Origin of the sequence: Janthinobacterium sp. (assembly GCF_009923995.1) — a bacterium.
In the GTDB taxonomy this organism is placed as follows: Bacteria; Pseudomonadota; Gammaproteobacteria; order Burkholderiales; family Burkholderiaceae_D; genus Janthinobacterium.
In genome coordinates, this window is sequence record NZ_RFSK01000038.1 from 43,902 (window position 1) to 59,971 (window position 16,070).

Genomic DNA, 16,070 nt, shown 5'->3' on the forward strand with positions numbered 1-16,070 from the left:
GCTAGCGGCCCTCCCAATCCGAGCGCTGCAAGTCGAAGTTCATGCTGGCCCATTCGCCCAGCACGCTTTCGGCGCTGAGCGTGCCGCCGTGGCGCTCGATCACGCCATAGCTGATGCTCAGTCCCAGGCCCAGCCCCTGCCCCACTTCGCGCGTAGTGAAGAAGGGTTCGAACACGCGCGCCAGGTTTTCCGGGGCGATGCCGGGGCCGTTGTCGCGCACGCTGATGCGCAGGCGGTCGTCGTCCCAGTGGGCCGTGATGCGGATTTCGAACGGCGGCGCATTGCCCTTGCGCATGGACAACACGGCATTGCCCAGCAGGTTGATCAGCACACCCACGATGGCCGCCTCGTCGCCGCGCACCAGGGTGTCGACGGGCAAGTCGTGGCTGATGGCGACATTCTTCGTTTCATGGCCGACGAGGCGGATGGCCGCCTCGAGCGCGCTGCGGAACTGGAAGTGGCCTTTTTCCAGCTGGTTGCCGCTCTTGCGGTAGGCAAAGGTCTTCAAGTCCGAGACGATGTGCTGCACGCGCAGCATGCCCTGCTTGGCGTCGGCCAGGCATTCACTGACGAGGGCGCTTTGCTTGGCCGCCGGGTCCTCGATGGCCACCTCGATGGCCATCATGCAGAAATTCACGGGGTTGTTCACCTCGTGCAGCATGCCCGCCGCCAGGGTGCCGATGGCCGCCATTTTCTCCTGCTGCAGCATCTGCCCCTTGATATCGGCCAGGCTTTTGTTGGTTTCTTCCAGCTGCGTGTTCTTCAGCGCCACTTCCGCCTTCAGCTGGAACAGCATGAAGCGGGCACGCTCGTTAAAATAGGTAAACACGGCGCTGATGCTGGCCGACATGATGAGGAACAGGCAATTGACGACGAACGCCGCCTGCAGGTCCAGGCCGCCCGCATGCCAGGCGCAGGCGGCCACGTACAGCAGGCAGGACATGGCGCCGAAGACCATGTTCTGCCACAGGCCGAAGGCCAGCACGATGCCCGAGGAATAGATGGCCAGGGTCATGCCCACGTAATAGATCGAGGCGGCGCCCTCGGTGACGGCGATCATCCAGGCGATCATGATCTGCGGCAGGATCAGCCAGACGAAGGTCAGACCCTGGATGCGGTCCTGCGCCCACTGCGTGCGCATGCCCAGCACGACGCAAAAGATCAGCACGGAAACGAGGATGCGGGCGCTGGTGAAGGCCGACTGCATGTCCGGATACAGGGCCGAATCGAGGCCCATGCCCAGCAGGATGAGGACGATGCCCGTGTAGGCCCCGCCGCGGCTGAACTCCAGGCGGAAATCGCGCAAAACGGCCGAGTAGCCGGCCTGCAGGCCCGGGTTATCCATCAAGGAATGCTCACTTCCGCAAACACGTTCACGCCCGTGGCGTCGACATAGATATGGTGCTCCGTCGCATGTTCGGGCAGCAAGGCCGACAGGCCCGCTTCATTGCGGTAGATCAAATGCCATTCCAGCAAATGCTCCATGCCGAACTTGCCGGGATTGTCCACATGCACGTTGGTGACGAGCAGTCGTCCGCCCGGCCCCACGCGCGAGGCGAAGTGCAGCAGCAGGCGCGCGCACACCTTGTCGGACAGGTAGTCGAACAGGCCGGCGCAATACACGGCGTCAAAACTGCCGGGCAAGCCCGTGGCGCCCGAGCCGTGGCGGCGCTTGAGCAGGTTGTGCACGGAGTCATGCACGTAATCGATCTCCACCACGCGCCCCGTGCGCTGCATGATGCTGGCCAGGCGCGCGCGCGTCCAGTCCAGGGTCTCGCTGCTGAAGTCGACCAGCTCGAAGGCCAGCCACTGCGCGTCCGCGCACGTTTCCAGGAAACGCTGCACTTCGATGGCAGGGCCGCAGCCCACGTTGAGCACCTTGTACACGCGCCCCGCCGCCCGCGCCGCGGCCGCCTTCTGCGCCAGGAATTCCGTCAGGATATCGATGCGGTTGCGGTGCGCCGTGGCGACGGCGGCCTGCAAAAAGGCCGCATTGACGATCTGAAAATACGTGCTGGGGCCCTGGCGCGGATCATCCAGCAGCTGGTTGACCATCTGGTAGTCGCCCGCGTAGCCCAGCGGTTTTGTAAACGTGCGGAAGACGAAGGGTGCGCGCAGGATCAACGGATGCAGGGCCGCCTGGGCAAATGCGCGGTGGGCCGGCGCCCGCTCTTCCTCGACGAGCGAGGCTTCCGCCTCGAGCTGGCGCAAGTACAGCTGGGTCTGCTCCATCAGCGGCAGGGCCAGCTCGTCGAAGATGTCCGCGCGCAGGCGGCCATTTTCCTTCGGCAGCGAATCCGACAGGTCGACCTGCTCGACCCAGCGCGCCACTTCCGACAGGAAGGCGCGCATTTCGTTGACGACGATCTGGTAGTCGCGGCGGATGCGGAAGCGCTCGCCCCAGCCCGCCACGAAGGCGCTGGACTCTTTCGCCACCGCGCCCTTGACCACCACCACGTCGCTCAGTTCGCGCCACTCGTCGATCAGGGTCACGGAAACGATGGCCGTCAGGCCCGTGTTGACGCTGCTGATGACGACGGCCTTGCCGACGTAGGCATTCTTCGCCCCCATGCGCACCGTCAGCTCGTTGAGCACCTCGCTGACCTGCACAATCGAGTATGGATTGTAGATTTCCATCACCAGCGAATTGCGCTGCAAGTTGAAAATCGTGCCGCGCACCGCCTCACCCTGGGTGTTGCGGAAACTGACGACTGGATCGATTTGCGATTGTGAATACACGATTGAGCATTATCAAGTTGCCCGGCTTCCGGCGCGCCAGTGTGTTGGGGGCGCCAGCTGCCAGGCTGGGTTAAGGCAAGGCAAACCGGTCGTTTGCCGCCGGCCCACCATCGATATGGCGGCGTTGCGGCGTCGTGTGACGCCACGCATGCCGGACCGCCTCAAAGCGCGTCTGTTCGCTCTCTCATCGAGTGTACTATGGATGTAGCAGAACGGGCAATTGTTCCCTCTGGAACGACTTGCCCTGGCGCTGGCGCGCAACGCCGCCCCGACGGACGCGGAAAGGCGCCGTCATCCCGCCACGAACAGGGCCAGCGCATGACGCAGCAACTGCGGCGTCTGCCCCGTCCAGCGCTTGAACGAGCGACGGAAGTTGGTGGCATCATGAAAGCCGAGATAGGCGGCCACGGCGTCATTGTCGTAGCCATGCGCCTGGAACAGGTAGATGGCCTTGTGTGCGCGCACCTGGTCCAGCTCGGCCTGGAAATGCGTGCCATGGCGCGCCAGGTGGCGCTTGAAGGTGGCGGGACTGACGCCGAAATCCTGCGCCGTGCGCTCCAGGGTGGGCGCGCAGCGGATGTGCGCCAGCAGGTAGTCGTACAGCGCACCGAGCAGGCTGGCGGCGGGCACGGGCGCCAGGGCCGCCGCCCGCAGGGCCAGCGCGGCGGCCGTGGCATTGCCGCGCGGCCAGGGCCGGTCCAGCCAGGCCGTGTCGATGAGCATGGCATCGACCTGGCAGTCGAAGCGCAAGGCGTGGCCCAGGTGGACTTCGTGCTGCTCCACGTGGCGGGGCCGCGCCCGGTTGAAGCAGAAGCGCCACGGCAGGGTTTCCCCGGCCAGCCAGCGGCACATGGCCGCCAGCGCCGTCATGTGCATTTCCACCAGGAAAGGCAGCTGGCTGGGCGCGCCGAAGGCATCGACCCAGTACAGCACGTGCATGTCGCCCGCCTCGCGCAGGCGCGGCTGCAGCAGCGGACACAGCAAGGTATGGAATTCGCACAGGATGCCCAGGGCCTGGCGCAGGTTCTGCGCCTGCAGCAAGGCATGGCTGACGGCGCCGTAGTGCCCGGGCAGCATCTGCTGGCCCAGCATGAAGCTCGTGTCAGCACTGCCCAGGCCGCGCGCCACGTTGGCCAGCAGCTGCAGGTATTGCGCGGCGCTGACCTGGCTTTCCTCGGACGGCAGCGCGCCGTCGTCCAGGCCCGTGCCCTTGAGCAGCGGCGCCGTCGCCAGCTCGCGGCTGCGCGCATAGTCGAGCACCAGCGCCGGCTGGTGCCGCGCCGCGATGCCGGGATCGCCCTGCTGGAGCAGCGGCATCAGGCGGGCGCGGCGGCGCGGGGAGCCGGCCCGGCGCCGCGGCCGGGCGCTTCCACCTCCCGGCTCAGCTCGGCCAGCACCACTTCCGGCACGCCATCCGTCAGCGCGCAGGCATGGCGCAGGCTCAGGCGGATTTCGCGGTTGTCGTTGGCGTGATGCCGCATCTGCCCCACCATGGCGCACAGGTGGCGTGCCTGCGTCGCCGCATCCTCGCGCGACACGCCCGGCATCAGCACGGCAAAGCGGTCGCCCGCGTAGCGGCACAGCAAGTCGTCATTGCGCAAGTTCAGCAGCAGCATGTGGCCCACGGCCTGCAGCACGCGGTCGCCTTCGCGGTGGCCATGCTCGCGGTTAATCAGGTGAAAGCTGTCGATGTCGAGCAGGACCAGCGCGCAATCGAAGCCCGGGCGGCGCTCCTGCTCCAGGCGCATCTGCGTGCGCAGGTAGCTGGCGTCGGCCAGCTGCGTGATGCGGTCGAAGGCGCGGTGGTCGCGGAACAGGCGCTCGCGCTTTTGCAGGTGTTCGTTGAGGCGGAACTGTTCCTGGCGCCAGTAATACATGCCGATGGTCAGCACCAGCATGCCGAAGGGAATCAGGGCTTCCAGCCAGTTGTCCCACACTTCCTGCTTGTCGACGGCGAAGAATTCATCGAGGCAGTCGGCCCAGGAACCCAGCATGATGGCGCACAGGCCGCCGGCGATCAGGCTCGTCACCCGGCCGCGGGGCCGGCTGCTGAGGGTAAACAGAAACCACACGCCGGCCATGACGGCCGTGCCGCCTTCGCAGACGATGTCCATCCATTTCCAGATGGCGAACGGTTTCGCATGGCCGAAAGTGGCGTACAGGAAAAAGAACAGGGGCAGCGCCAGCGCGGCGGCGATCAGGCTGTTACGGTGCAATGGCAGCATGGGGGAAAACCTTTAAAAGTGGTGCTGACGCCACGATAGCGCCCGCCCATGACGGCACGATGACACGCCCCGCGGGCCGGTGACAGGTGCAAACGGCTCAACATTGCTACTTATCATCCTGCAAAGCCGCGGCCCGGCGCCCCGTGCGCCCGCAGGCGGCAGGTCATTTCAGCTCACCGCCGCGCCTTTCCAGCAGGAAAGTGCCTGCGCGCCGCTGTTTTCAAGACGGCAAGAACTTATCTGTCACGCAACCGTCATATTTGCTGCCTAGAATCCGCCCGGTTCCTTCCTCCCTCACCGAGTCCACCATGAAAACCATGCACACTTCCTTCCCCTCCCCGCTGCGCCTGACGGCCCTGGCCCTGGCCGTCATGGCCGCCTTCGGCGGCGCCAGCCAGGCGCACGCGCAGGAGGACGGCCAGGCGGCCGCCACCGTCGTCGTCAGCGGCCAGCGCGCCAGCCTGCGCAACGCCATCGCCGCGCAAGAGAAAGCCGACAACATCATCAGCGTCATCAGCAGCGACGATATCGGCGGATTGCCCGACAAGAACGCGGCCGAAGCCCTGGCCCGCCTGCCGGGCGTGTCCGTGCAGCGCGACCAGGGCGAAGGGCGCTACATCACCGTGCGCGGTCTGGGTCCGGACCTGAATGCCGTCACCATCAATGGCGCGCTGGTGCCGTCGCCGGAAGCGGGCCGCCGCGCCGTGGCCCTGGACATCCTGCCTGCCGGCCTGATCCGCACGCTGGAAGTCTCGAAAACCTTGCTCCCGGAAATGGATGCCAACTCGCTGGGCGCCACCGTCGAGGTGAAATCGCTGTCGGCCTTCGACTTGCCGGGCAAGCTGCTGTCGGCCAACGTGGGCGCCAGCCATGATGAGAAAACGGGCAAGACCAGCCCCAGCGGCGGCGCCCTGTGGGCCCAGCGCTTTCTTGATGGCAAGCTGGGTGTGGCGGCCGGCCTGAGCGCGGAAAAGCGCTCCTTCGGCTCCGACGACGTGGAAACGGGCGGTTCGTGGAGCAAGGGCCGCCTGTCCAGCCTGGAATTGCGCGACTACCTGCCCGTGCGCAAGCGCGGCGCCCTGGCCGTCAACCTCGATTACCGTCCCGAAGCGGGCAACAGCTGGTTTCTGCGCTCGTTTGTCAGCGAATTTTCCGACAATGAAGTGCGCGACCGCTTGACCATCAGCAACATCACGGGCGGCAGCCTGGCCGAGGGCGAGACGGCCAGCGCCCGCGCCGAGCGCCGCATCCGCCAGCGCAAGTACACGCAGCAGGTGCGCTCGCTGGTACTGGGCACGCAGCAGAAATCGGGCGACTGGACCCTGGACGTGAAAGGCGGCATGAGCCGCGCCACGGAAGACACGCCGGAATCCCTGAACGACGGCCGTTTCCGCGGCATCAGCAATTTTGCCGGCATCAGCTTCACGGATACGCAGGAGCCGAAACTGAGCGGCCCGGCCGCGCTGTACGATCCGGCCAGCTACGCCCTGAACGCCATCACCCTGCAAAAGCGCTACTCGAAGGACAATGAACACCATGCGCGCATCGACCTGGCGCACAAGTTCGACATCGCCACCCTGAAATTCGGCGCCAAGGTCAGCCGCCGCGAAAAGAGCAATGACACGGATCAATGGGCCTACAACAGCAGCAAGGCCACGAGCGGCAATTACTGGGGCGCCGGTGCCACCTCGATGAGCGCCTTCGTGCAGGGCCACAACCTCGACTACGACCTGGGCAACATCGGCGTGGCGCTGGACCCTGCCCTCATCCGCGCCCGCGTGGCGGGCCTGGACCGCGACAAGGCGCGCCTGGCCACGGAATCCGTCATCAACGATTACCGCATGCATGAAGACATCAACGCCATGTACGTGCAGAACAGCTACGACTTCGACGCCTGGCACATCCTCGGCGGCGTGCGCGCCGAGCGCACCAGTTTCGAAGCGGCCGGCTCGCAGGTGGACAGCGCGGGCGTGGCCACGCCATTGACGCGCGAACGCTCATACACCAACTGGCTGCCCAACCTGCAGACCCGCTATGACCTGGACCGGCATACCAGCGTGCGGGCGGCCTGGACGCAAGCCGTGGTGCGCGCCAACTTCAGCCAGCTGGCGCCCGGCATCAGCCTGGCCAGCAACACGGAAGCCGTGATCGGCAACCCGGACCTGAAGCCGCTGAAGGCGAACAACCTGGATCTGGGCATCGAGCGCGTGCTGGGCAACGACGGCGTGATGTCGGCCTACGGTTTCTACAAGGACATCAAGAATTTCACCTACACGACCAACCTGGCCGGCACGGGCCAGTGGGCGAACTACACGACGGCGACGTCGTATGCGAACGGCGACACGGCGAAAGTCAAGGGCATCGAACTGGCCTACATGCAGCCGCTGCGCATGCTGCCGGCGCCCTTCAACAAGTTCCTCGTCGGCGTGAACGGCACCCTGAGCACCTCGAGCGCGCAGATCGGCCGCTTCGACAAGGCGAGCAATAAACAGATGAACCGCGACATCCGCCTGCCGGGCCAGTCGAACCAGGTGATGAACTTGATGCTGGGCTATGAAACGGGACCCGTCAGCGCCCGCCTGGCCCTCAACTACAAGTCGCCGTACCTGCTGGAAATGGGCGGCGACATCCTCGACCGCGGCCAGGACCACATCGTCGACAGCCAGAAGCAGCTCGATTTCTCGCTGTCCTACCAGATCAGCAAGCAGTTCCAGGTGACGTTCGAGGCGGCAAACCTGAACAACGAAAAATACTATGTTTACCAGGGCACGAAGCAATACAACGTGCAGAACGAACAATACGGCCGCACGTTTAAAGTGAGCCTGAAAGCCAGCGCCTTCTAATGATGATCGTAACTACTATGAAAAAAACCGTACTCTGCAGCGCCTTGCTGGCTGCCTTTTCCCTGCCCGGCCTGGCAAGCGCCGCCCCGGCCGCCGTCACCGCCGCGCCCGCCTTCACGCAGGAGGCCGAGGAACTGGCGCGCCTGCCCGGCGGCGGCTGGCTGAGCCTGGACAAGCATGGCTTGCGCCTGTTCAATGCGGCCGGCCAGGAGCAGGACCGCATCGCCGTGCGCGCCAAGCAGCTCGACACGCGCATCGATGGCGGCAAGGTGCTGGCCGTCTTCCTGGAAGCGGATACGCAGCGCCCGCTGCCCGTCGCCGTCGACGTGCAGGCCGGCAAGCTGCTCAAGCTGGCGCCGTTTCCCGTGCCGGGCTTTTCCGTGGAAGCGTCCTGCCTGTACCGCGACGCCCAGCAGCTAGACCATCTCTTCTTGATCGGCAAGGATGGCCAGGCGGAACAGTGGGTGATGCAGGGCGAGCAGCGGCTGCTGGTGCGCAGGCTGGCCCTGCCGCCGCACGCCAAGCATTGCCGCGCCGACGATGGCGCCCGGCGCCTGCTGGTGAGCGAATCGAGCATGGGCGTGTGGGCGTATGACGCGGAGTCCGAAGGCATGGGCCAGCGCGAGGTGGTCGCCCTGCGCAAGCCATATGGCCAGCTGGACGGCGGCGCCGGCGCCCTGGCCGTGCTGCCGGGCGGCGTGGCCGTGCTCGACGGCAAGGCGGAAAAGCTGCATCTGCTGGCGCGCCAGGATGGCAAGTGGACGGCCCGGCCGCCACAGACCGTGTCCCTGCAGGTGCGCAAGGGCGAAAGCCAGCTGGCGCTGGACAAGGATGCGCTGTTGCTGCGCGGCAAGAATGGCTGGCAGGCGCGGCCCCTGAAGTGGGCTGGCCAAGCGGAAACGCTGCCTGCTGTGGCCATCATCGCGCCGCAAGCCCAGACGGAGCCGATGGCGCGCCAGGGAGACGCGGCCGACGACCCGGCCATCTGGCTGGCCAGCGATCCGGCGGCGTCGCGCATCCTCGGCACCAACAAGAAACAGGGCTTGCTCGTCTACGACCTGCAGGGCAAGCAGACGCAGCTGCTGGAAGTGGGTCGCCTGAACAACGTCGACGTGCGCCAGCACATCCGCCTGGGCGGCGGCAAGGTCGACCTGGCCGTCGCCACGCAGCGCGACGACAACAGCATGATGTTGTTCACGATCAATGCCGAAGGCGTGGTGGCGGAAGCGGGCCGCTTCCCTACGGGGCTGAAGAGCATCTACGGCATGTGCCTGTACCAGCCGGCCGGCGGCGGCGTGGAAGCGTTCATCAACGACAAGGACGGCACCTTCCAGCACTACCGGATAGGCCTGGACGGCGACAAGTTCACGGCCAGCCTCTTGCGCAGCTTCCAGGTGGCCACGCAACCAGAAGGCTGCGTGGCCGACGATGCCAACGCCCGTTTATTTCTGGGCGAGGAAAGGCGCGGCGTGTGGACCACCTCGGCCGATGCCGCCAGGCCGGACGCCCTGTCCATGGTCTTGCCGGTGGGACCGCACCTGACGGCCGACGTGGAAGGCATGGCCATCTACCGCAAGGCCGGCAGCGCGGCCAACACGGGCTACCTGGTCGTTTCCAGCCAGGGCGACAGCAGCTACGTCGTGCTCGACGCCGCCGCGCCGTACAAGCTGCGCGGCCGCTTCAAGGTGGGATTTAACTTGCCGGCCGGCATAGACGGCACGTCGGAGACGGATGGCCTGGACGTCACGTCCGCCAACCTGGGCGGCGCGTATGCGCAGGGCATGCTGGTAATCCAGGACGGCTACAAGCGCCTGCCGGACGGCCCGCAGAACTTCAAGTATGTCGCATGGGAGGCGGTGGCGAAGGCCCTGCAGCTGGAGTAAGCGGGAGCGGGCGGCAACGATGACCTGTCGTCATCAGCCCCGCCCCGCCTGCCCTGGCGCGGCGGCGCGGCAGCCTAGGCAGCCGGCCCGCTGCGCGTCACGTCCACATGAAACGGCAATTGCTTGCCGTCGAAATCCACCAGGCCCGAGATGGCCACGCGCCGCGCCGACAATGCCACGATGTCGAGGGCGGCGATGTCGCGGTATTGCATCATGTAGATGCCCGCTTCCTGCGCATCGTCATGCCGCCCCGGCGACCCGCCGGCCAGCGCGCCTGGCGCCAGGCGCAGGCCGTGCAGGAAAAAGACGGGCGGATACAGCGCCCACGACCACTCTCCCTCTTCCGCTTCCGTCAGGCGCATGAAGACGTCGTCATCGCCGTGGATATCGATATCCAGCTCCAGCATGCCGTCGTCCTGCGCCGCCAGGCGGATGCGCGATTTGGCCCCATCCACTGCAAAATGGGTGCCGCCGATACTGAATATGTCCATGCCCTGCTTCTCCTCGTTGAGCCACGCCAGCGGCGATCATAGCAAACCCGGCCGCCCCGCCATGGCGCGGCCGGGCCGGGGCCGTGCTGGCCTCAATAGGGCCAGGCGGGCATGCCGCTCTCCACGTCCAGCCACTTGCCCGCCGCAAGCTGGTTGTGCTTGCCTTTCGGCAACGCGTAGTAGCTGCGCGGCGCCAGCGGCAAGCCCAGGTCGGCCACCGAATTGAGCGCATCGGCGCTCGGCGCGATGCCGTACATCCAGAACAGCTTGCGCATATCGCGGCCGATGATCTTCGAGCTCAGCACGTACAGCAAGTCGTGGTTGCTGATGCTGTTCGTGGCATAGCGCCCCATGCCGTAGCGGGCGGCCGTGGCGGCGCTGAAATCCTTGGCCACGAGGCGGTCGCCCTTGGTCAGCAGGCTGAAGTAGTCCAGGGTGGACGGCATGGTGGGCGCGGCCAGGCCGCTGCGGTAGCGGGTGAACTGGAAGGCCAGCTGGAAGTGCACGGCGCGCATGACGTCCTGCCCGCTGTCCGTCCACACGCGCTTTTGCATGTCGGCCACCAGCGCATCGTCCGCCAGTCCCGTGGCGCGGTTGGCCGCCACGGCCGCGTACAGGCCCGGATGGTCGAGCGGATGCCCGCTGCTGATCTCCAGGCCGGCCAGGTCGTACACGCGCAGCGCCGTGGCGCTGGCCAGGATGTTGTTGTCGCACTCCACGCCGCAGCCATGCGTGCCGTCGGGCATGATGCGCATGACGCGCTGCACCGTGTTGTGTCCCATTTCATGGGCATAGCCCCAGCCCAGGTCAATGCCCGCCGCGCCATCGATCGGGTTGCCCGAACACAGGAAGCCGCAGGTGGCGATCCAGCCGACGAAGTGCTGCACCAGCGGCTGCTTGTGCACGCTGCCGTCGCAGGTCCACGCAAAGCTGCCGCACAGGCTGCTGACGGTGGCCGTCATGCCGGCATCGTTGTAGCCGTTGGCGATATGGTTGCTCATGAAGAGGCCATCGCGGATGGACTGGTTGGCGTAGGCCTCCGGCGCCGTGTCGCCGATCACCTTTTGCGCAAACTTGATGACTTGCTGGATCTCGCCGCCAGACACCTTCGTCGTCTGCCAGCCGAACGTGCCCGCCTTCAGGGCCGCCGATGCCAGCGCCACGTCGCTGCTGCTCATGCTGCGCGTGTAGTCGAAGTGCGCATAGCGCACCGCGCCCTTGATGCGCAGCCTGACCACCGTGTCGGCCGTCGCGCCGCTGTAGCTGAGCATCAGCGGGCCGCCGTTCGGCGTGACGAATGCGCGGATGCCGCTGCCCAGGGGCACGGTAAACGATTGCGGCTGCAGCGGGCGCGCATAGGTGTTGGCCGCGTCCGTGAGCGGATTGCCCCAGCTGCGCAGGTAGCTGGTCTGGATGCCCAGGCTGGCCGCGCCGGCGCTTTCGAGCACTTCGACCTGCACGCCCCTGGCCGGCACGGCGCCGCGGCCGATCAGGGTGATGCCGCTCGTCTGCGGCAGGGTCACCTGGATCTCTTCCCAGTCGCTGCCCGGCACCAGCGTCAAGGCCGTGGCCGGCATGTAGTCGCCCTGCCCGCCCGTCGCCGCCGTGGTGGCGCCGCGCGCGAACCACAGGAAGGCGTCGCTCGCATAGGTGCACAGGAAGGGCACGGCGGCGCTGCGGCTGATATTGCCGTACGTAATCGCGCTGCGCTGCGTATCGGCCCACAGCACCAGCAGGCGGTGCAGCAGGTAGTTGCCGTCGCCGGCAAAGATGTTGACGCCCGCGCCATTGATGGCCGCCAGTTCGTTCAGCATGGTCTTGAAGGGGGCGGCGGGCGTGCTGTCGCTGCTCAAATCCAGCGACAAGGTGGCTTGCCGCAGCAGGCCCAGGGAACTCACGAGGGCGCCCAGCTTGTCGGACGCCGCCAGCGACTGCGCCACCGTGCGGCTGGCCGAGACCGACACGCCGCTGGTGGCCGCATAGTAATTGCCCGGATAGCCGCCCAGGGTCATGCCCATGGCCGCCAGCACCTGGATGCCGCCCGCCGATTGCGTCCAGTTCGGGTGCATATAGATGACGGCCTTGCCGGCGGCCAGGTATTTCTGCACCAGCGCGGTCAAGCCCGCGCTGGCCGGCACGCTGCCGCCAAAGACGATGAGGTCGGCATTCACCCAGCACGTGTTGCTGCTGTCGGCGATAGCGCAATCGACGGCCGCCGGCGTTCTGCCCGTGCGCGTGATGAAGTTCTTCACGGAGGACGCCGTGTAGCCGGCGCTGGCATACCGGATCGTAGCCGGCAGGCTGCCGCTGCCCGACCCCGTCATCAGCCACGTGAAGGCGCGCAGGAACTGGGGATAGTGCTGCTGTTCCTTGCTCGTGCCCGCCATCCACTGCAGCACGTCGGCGCCATACGCCATGCCGCGCCCGGCGCCGTCATGGCTCAGTGCCGCGATGCCGGCGCCGCTGTCCGACACGATGTACGGCGTCGCCGTCGTCGACGCCAGCACGCCGATGATGGCGCTGGTGCTGGTGCCGACGTTCAGCGCCAGGCTGAGGCCCTCGCCGCCAGTGCCGTAGATGGAGCGCAGCGCTTCCTGGTGGCCCGCGTTCTTGCGGCCCGCCTCGGCGATGGCCTGCTCCAGCAGGCTGGCGGCATCCGCGCCTTGCAGGCCGGCCGGATCGCCGCTGGCCAGGGCGGCGCCGATGCGCAGGGCCGCGGCATTGCCAGTCGCGTCGCCGCCCGTGCCCGTGCCGCCCGTGCCGCCGCCGTTATCGCTGCCGGTGCCCGTATCGCTGCCGCCCGTGCCGCCACTGCCTGCGCCGCCGGTGCCGCCGGCACTGTCCCCGCCGCCATTGCCCGGGAGCGTCGCATTGCCGCCCCCGCTGCCGGCGCCGCCGCCGCCGCTGCCAACACTGCCGCCATTGGTCGCGCCGCCGTCGGACGTGCCACCGCCGCCGCAAGCGGCGAGCGCGGACAGCATGGCCAAGACCATGACTGGCCTGAGAATTTGTTTCATTGAGTCTTCCCGAATGGATGCTTGAACCGGCGATGGACAGGCAGGTCGCTGACCTACGATGCTGCCCATGCCGGCTGCATGGATTTATTGGTTTTTTATCGTTTCAGAACAAGGCATGGCAGCGTGGAGCATGTGACGCTTTTGCAGGACAGCGCCCCTTCCCATTCCGCCGTTCAGGCAGCGATGGCATAAAAATCATCTTGCTTGCCATATTTTCCATTGCACTTGACAATCCAGGAGCGTGCACACCCCGCCCATATTGCCGCGCGCATCATTATCAAGAAAGATAATCAGATAATGAATACGCAATAAAATATGGACTATGGAAATCATTGTACAAATTGCCTTATTTTTCTATTTTCTCATATTCTTCTTCTGCCAGTCCAATAAAAAAACGTCGCGTGCGCGGGCCGGCCATTTGACGGGAAAGGCAATCACGCAGGGGTGCGGCGGAAATAGGCATTTCTCATTATTAAAAACATCAAGCAAATGGCAAATAAATACGGGAATTAATAAAATGGCTCGTGATCTTGCCTGAAATACAGCGATTTACGCCTGGCCCGACAAACTGTCACGCCTGCTGCGGCCGGTCCTGCGCCTCGTGCGCGCCTGCCGCCAGGGCCAGGGAGCGGACAAATCCGCCGCGTCCCATCACGTTTCTCGCCTGCGCCGCAATAAATCTGCGCCGTCAATCAATTTTCCTGACCCCGCATGATATTTTCAAAATATAAACATGCTATACTTTTTGGATAATACCGGCTGCCGTCATCCGGCCCGCATCAGGCATTGCATAATGCTGCGCCATTTCCTTATATCCGTCCGATGAAAAAGAATATCTGCTGCCTTTTTATTCTCAGCACCGCGTGCGCCTTTTTAAATGCGGCAGAAACACCGGATAAGGCCGCGCCACCGGAAAATCCCGCGCTGCGCTGGCAAGCCATGGCGCGCAGCGACCTGGCGGCCGTGCAGGCGCTCGTTCTTTCCACGCATCCGGGCAGTATCGACGACGGCAATCCCGCCTTTCGCGACTGGATGACGACGGGCTATCAGCAGGCGCTGGCATTAATTCCCAAGGTCGTCACGTACGATACGGCAATGTCCGCCGTGCGTTTCTATGTCACTGGCTTTCTGGATGGCCATTTTGCCTATTCCGATAATGCGCGTCGCCGCGATTACCCCATCCTGATTAACGGCTGGCGGCTGCGCAAGGAAAAAGGACACTATGTGGTGACCGCCGTCGCCAAGGAATGGGCAAGCCCCCTGCCGCAACAAGGCGCCAGGCTCATTGAATGCGACGGGCGCGCCCCCGCACTGCTCATCAAGGAATTTGTCGCGCCGTATGTGGACCGGCGTGATTTTCCCGCCGTCACGGACAGCCTGGCCGGCGGGTTGATGACACTCCCGCTGGCGGGCGAGGAGTTGAAACGATGCCGCTTTGAAGCGCCGGATGGCAAGATCACGGACCTGGACATCCGTTATACAGCCGTCAATTCCAGGCAGTACTTCCAGATCATCATGCAGAACAGGGAACAGCGACGGCGCGTCAATGAATTTACCCTCGACAATGGCGTCCTGTGGATACGCGCCGCCAATTTCAATGTGAACGAGGATGGCGCGGAGGCGCTGGCATCGATGCTGACGGCGCTGTCGGCGACCAGGGACGTGCGGCAAATCATTTTCGATAGCCGGGGCAATGCGGGCGGCGACAGCGGCGTAGGAGATCGCCTCTTCGAGGCGGCGACGGGCGGGCTGGAATTCGACAGGAGCGACATGGCGGCCTTGCCCCGCACCTATGCGCAGTGGCGCGTTTCCGATACCGCCATCGCGACGGCCGAGCGCACGCAGGCGCATCTCGTGCGCCTCTATGGCGCCGAAAGCACGCAGGCACAGGAGGCGGCAGAGCGTCTTGCCGCATTCAGATCGGCACGGGCGGCAGGACAGCCATGGGTGGAGCAGGAAGGCGGCCAGCGCCTGACGCGCGAGGATATCGCCCGGCGCCACGGCCGCCTGCGCCGCTTCCAGGGCGGCATCGCCCTGATTACCGATTCGAATTGCGTCAGTGCCTGCCTGGATTTTGCCGACCTTGTTCTCCAGGTGCCCGGCGCCGTCCACCTGGGCCAGACCACCAGCGGCGACGCCGTGTATATCGACGTCGGCTACGCAGAATTGCCCAGCAAGAATCTGCTCTTCCTGCCGCTGAAAGTGTGGCGTAACCGACTGCGCGGAAACAACGAAGCCCTCGTGCCCGACATCGTCCTCGACGTCGACATGGACGATGACGCGGCCGTGCAAGCCGCTGCCAGGGCGGCATTGAGGCTTTAGCAGCGGGTCGATGCAGAAAGAAATGCCGGCGAGCCGGCATCCCTTGCACATCCCCCCTCTTGACGCCCGCTCCATCGATAAGACCTCAAGGCCTGGAGAAATCTTGCCTGGAATACCCGGTTTAATCCACGTCGCCAGTCCCGTGCCGGCATCCACACGGAAAATGAGGCGCTGGTCCACTCGTCGATGCGGTGCACCACTTCCGGATGACCATACCTGTCGAAGCCATGGCGGACGGAAGGAACAGGCCGGCCAGGCAGCGTACCCCCTATCGGCGCGCGACGGTGGTACCTTGCGCTCCAGATTTCCCCGACTTGCCAATCTGCCAGCGCCCGAAGGGCCTGTTCCTGCTGGCCCATCTCCACGCTGAAGAACGCCACCGGCCCCTGCGTGGCGGCTTCCAGCGCGATTTGCAACGCCAGCGAGGACTTCCCGGCCCCCGGTCGGGCGGCCAAGACGATCAACGCGCCCGGATGGAGGCCACGGGTGTAGTAATCCAGGTCCGACAAGCCCGTTGACAGCCCCGTGACGGGCTTTTTCGTATCGAGGA

Annotated in this window: 11 protein-coding genes; 4 read left to right on the forward strand and 7 right to left on the reverse strand. The window is 65.4% G+C overall.

The window, feature by feature from the left end:
* Nucleotide 1 precedes the first annotated feature (1 nt).
* From EBS11_RS18385 to EBS11_RS18400, 4 genes are all read right to left on the reverse strand, one after another.
* On the reverse strand, nucleotides 2–1,345 hold the full coding sequence (locus tag EBS11_RS18385) for a HAMP domain-containing sensor histidine kinase (RefSeq protein ID WP_290605098.1): 1,344 nt from the start codon (nucleotides 1,343–1,345) through the stop codon (nucleotides 2–4).
* A complete protein-coding gene (locus EBS11_RS18390) occupies nucleotides 1,345–2,739 on the reverse strand; it encodes a class I SAM-dependent methyltransferase (RefSeq protein ID WP_290605099.1) in 1,395 nt (464 codons plus the stop codon). Before EBS11_RS18390 ends, EBS11_RS18385 begins: the two co-directional genes overlap by 1 nt.
* A 291-nt stretch (nucleotides 2,740–3,030) precedes the next feature.
* Nucleotides 3,031–4,056 (reverse strand): AraC family transcriptional regulator, encoded by a 1,026-nt coding sequence (locus tag EBS11_RS18395; protein WP_290605101.1) that lies wholly within the window; start codon nucleotides 4,054–4,056, stop codon nucleotides 3,031–3,033.
* Nucleotides 4,056–4,964 (reverse strand): GGDEF domain-containing protein, encoded by a 909-nt coding sequence (locus EBS11_RS18400; RefSeq protein ID WP_290605102.1) that lies wholly within the window; start codon nucleotides 4,962–4,964, stop codon nucleotides 4,056–4,058. Before EBS11_RS18400 ends, EBS11_RS18395 begins: the two co-directional genes overlap by 1 nt.
* Before the next feature lie 317 nt (nucleotides 4,965–5,281).
* Between EBS11_RS18400 and EBS11_RS18405 the strand changes: the two genes are divergently transcribed.
* Together EBS11_RS18405 and EBS11_RS18410 are read left to right on the forward strand one after the other, a co-directional pair.
* Nucleotides 5,282–7,807, forward strand: a complete 2,526-nt coding sequence (locus EBS11_RS18405) for a TonB-dependent receptor (RefSeq protein ID WP_290605103.1) — start codon at nucleotides 5,282–5,284, stop codon at nucleotides 7,805–7,807.
* A gap of 17 nt (nucleotides 7,808–7,824) precedes the next feature.
* On the forward strand, nucleotides 7,825–9,690 hold the full coding sequence (locus tag EBS11_RS18410) for a phytase (RefSeq protein WP_290605105.1): 1,866 nt from the start codon (nucleotides 7,825–7,827) through the stop codon (nucleotides 9,688–9,690).
* 74 nt (nucleotides 9,691–9,764) lie between these two features.
* Here the strand turns inward: EBS11_RS18410 and EBS11_RS18415 are convergent, their stop codons facing one another.
* Both EBS11_RS18415 and EBS11_RS18420 read right to left on the reverse strand, forming a co-directional pair.
* Complete coding sequence (locus EBS11_RS18415; RefSeq protein WP_290605106.1) at nucleotides 9,765–10,181, reverse strand: hypothetical protein; 417 nt, start codon at nucleotides 10,179–10,181, stop codon at nucleotides 9,765–9,767.
* Nucleotides 10,182–10,273: 92 nt separating this feature from the next.
* Nucleotides 10,274–13,198, reverse strand: a complete 2,925-nt coding sequence (locus EBS11_RS18420; protein ID WP_290605107.1) for an ImpA family metalloprotease — start codon at nucleotides 13,196–13,198, stop codon at nucleotides 10,274–10,276.
* Nucleotides 13,199–13,520: 322 nt separating this feature from the next.
* Between EBS11_RS18420 and EBS11_RS18425 the strand changes: the two genes are divergently transcribed.
* The gene (locus tag EBS11_RS18425; RefSeq protein ID WP_290605109.1) at nucleotides 13,521–13,736 is read left to right on the forward strand and encodes a hypothetical protein; all 216 of its coding nucleotides are present in this window, start codon (nucleotides 13,521–13,523) and stop codon (nucleotides 13,734–13,736) included.
* 401 nt (nucleotides 13,737–14,137) lie between these two features.
* Nucleotides 14,138–15,520, forward strand: coding sequence for a S41 family peptidase (locus EBS11_RS18430; protein ID WP_290605110.1), 1,383 nt, complete (start codon nucleotides 14,138–14,140; stop codon nucleotides 15,518–15,520).
* Here the strand turns inward: EBS11_RS18430 and EBS11_RS18435 are convergent.
* The coding region (locus EBS11_RS18435) for a DnaB-like helicase C-terminal domain-containing protein (RefSeq protein ID WP_290605111.1) at nucleotides 15,517–16,070 on the reverse strand (554 nt) is incomplete at its 5' end. The two genes, EBS11_RS18430 and EBS11_RS18435, sit on opposite strands and share 4 nt — an antisense overlap.

Bases quoted from the DNA above. Each gene is read 5' to 3' on its own strand.
- EBS11_RS18400 (WP_290605102.1), bottom strand. From the start codon at position 4,964: ATGCTGCCATTGCACCGTAACAGCCTGATCGCCGCCGCGCTGGCGCTG.
- EBS11_RS18415 (WP_290605106.1), bottom strand. From the start codon at position 10,181: ATGGACATATTCAGTATCGGCGGCACCCATTTTGCAGTGGATGGGGCC.
- EBS11_RS18410 (WP_290605105.1), top strand. From the start codon at position 7,825: ATGAAAAAAACCGTACTCTGCAGCGCCTTGCTGGCTGCCTTTTCCCTG.
- EBS11_RS18425 (WP_290605109.1), top strand. From the start codon at position 13,521: ATGGAAATCATTGTACAAATTGCCTTATTTTTCTATTTTCTCATATTC.
- EBS11_RS18430 (WP_290605110.1), top strand. From the start codon at position 14,138: ATGGCGCGCAGCGACCTGGCGGCCGTGCAGGCGCTCGTTCTTTCCACG.
- EBS11_RS18420 (WP_290605107.1), bottom strand. From the start codon at position 13,198: ATGAAACAAATTCTCAGGCCAGTCATGGTCTTGGCCATGCTGTCCGCG.
- EBS11_RS18405 (WP_290605103.1), top strand. From the start codon at position 5,282: ATGCACACTTCCTTCCCCTCCCCGCTGCGCCTGACGGCCCTGGCCCTG.
- EBS11_RS18395 (WP_290605101.1), bottom strand. From the start codon at position 4,056: ATGCCGCTGCTCCAGCAGGGCGATCCCGGCATCGCGGCGCGGCACCAG.
- EBS11_RS18385 (WP_290605098.1), bottom strand. From the start codon at position 1,345: ATGGATAACCCGGGCCTGCAGGCCGGCTACTCGGCCGTTTTGCGCGAT.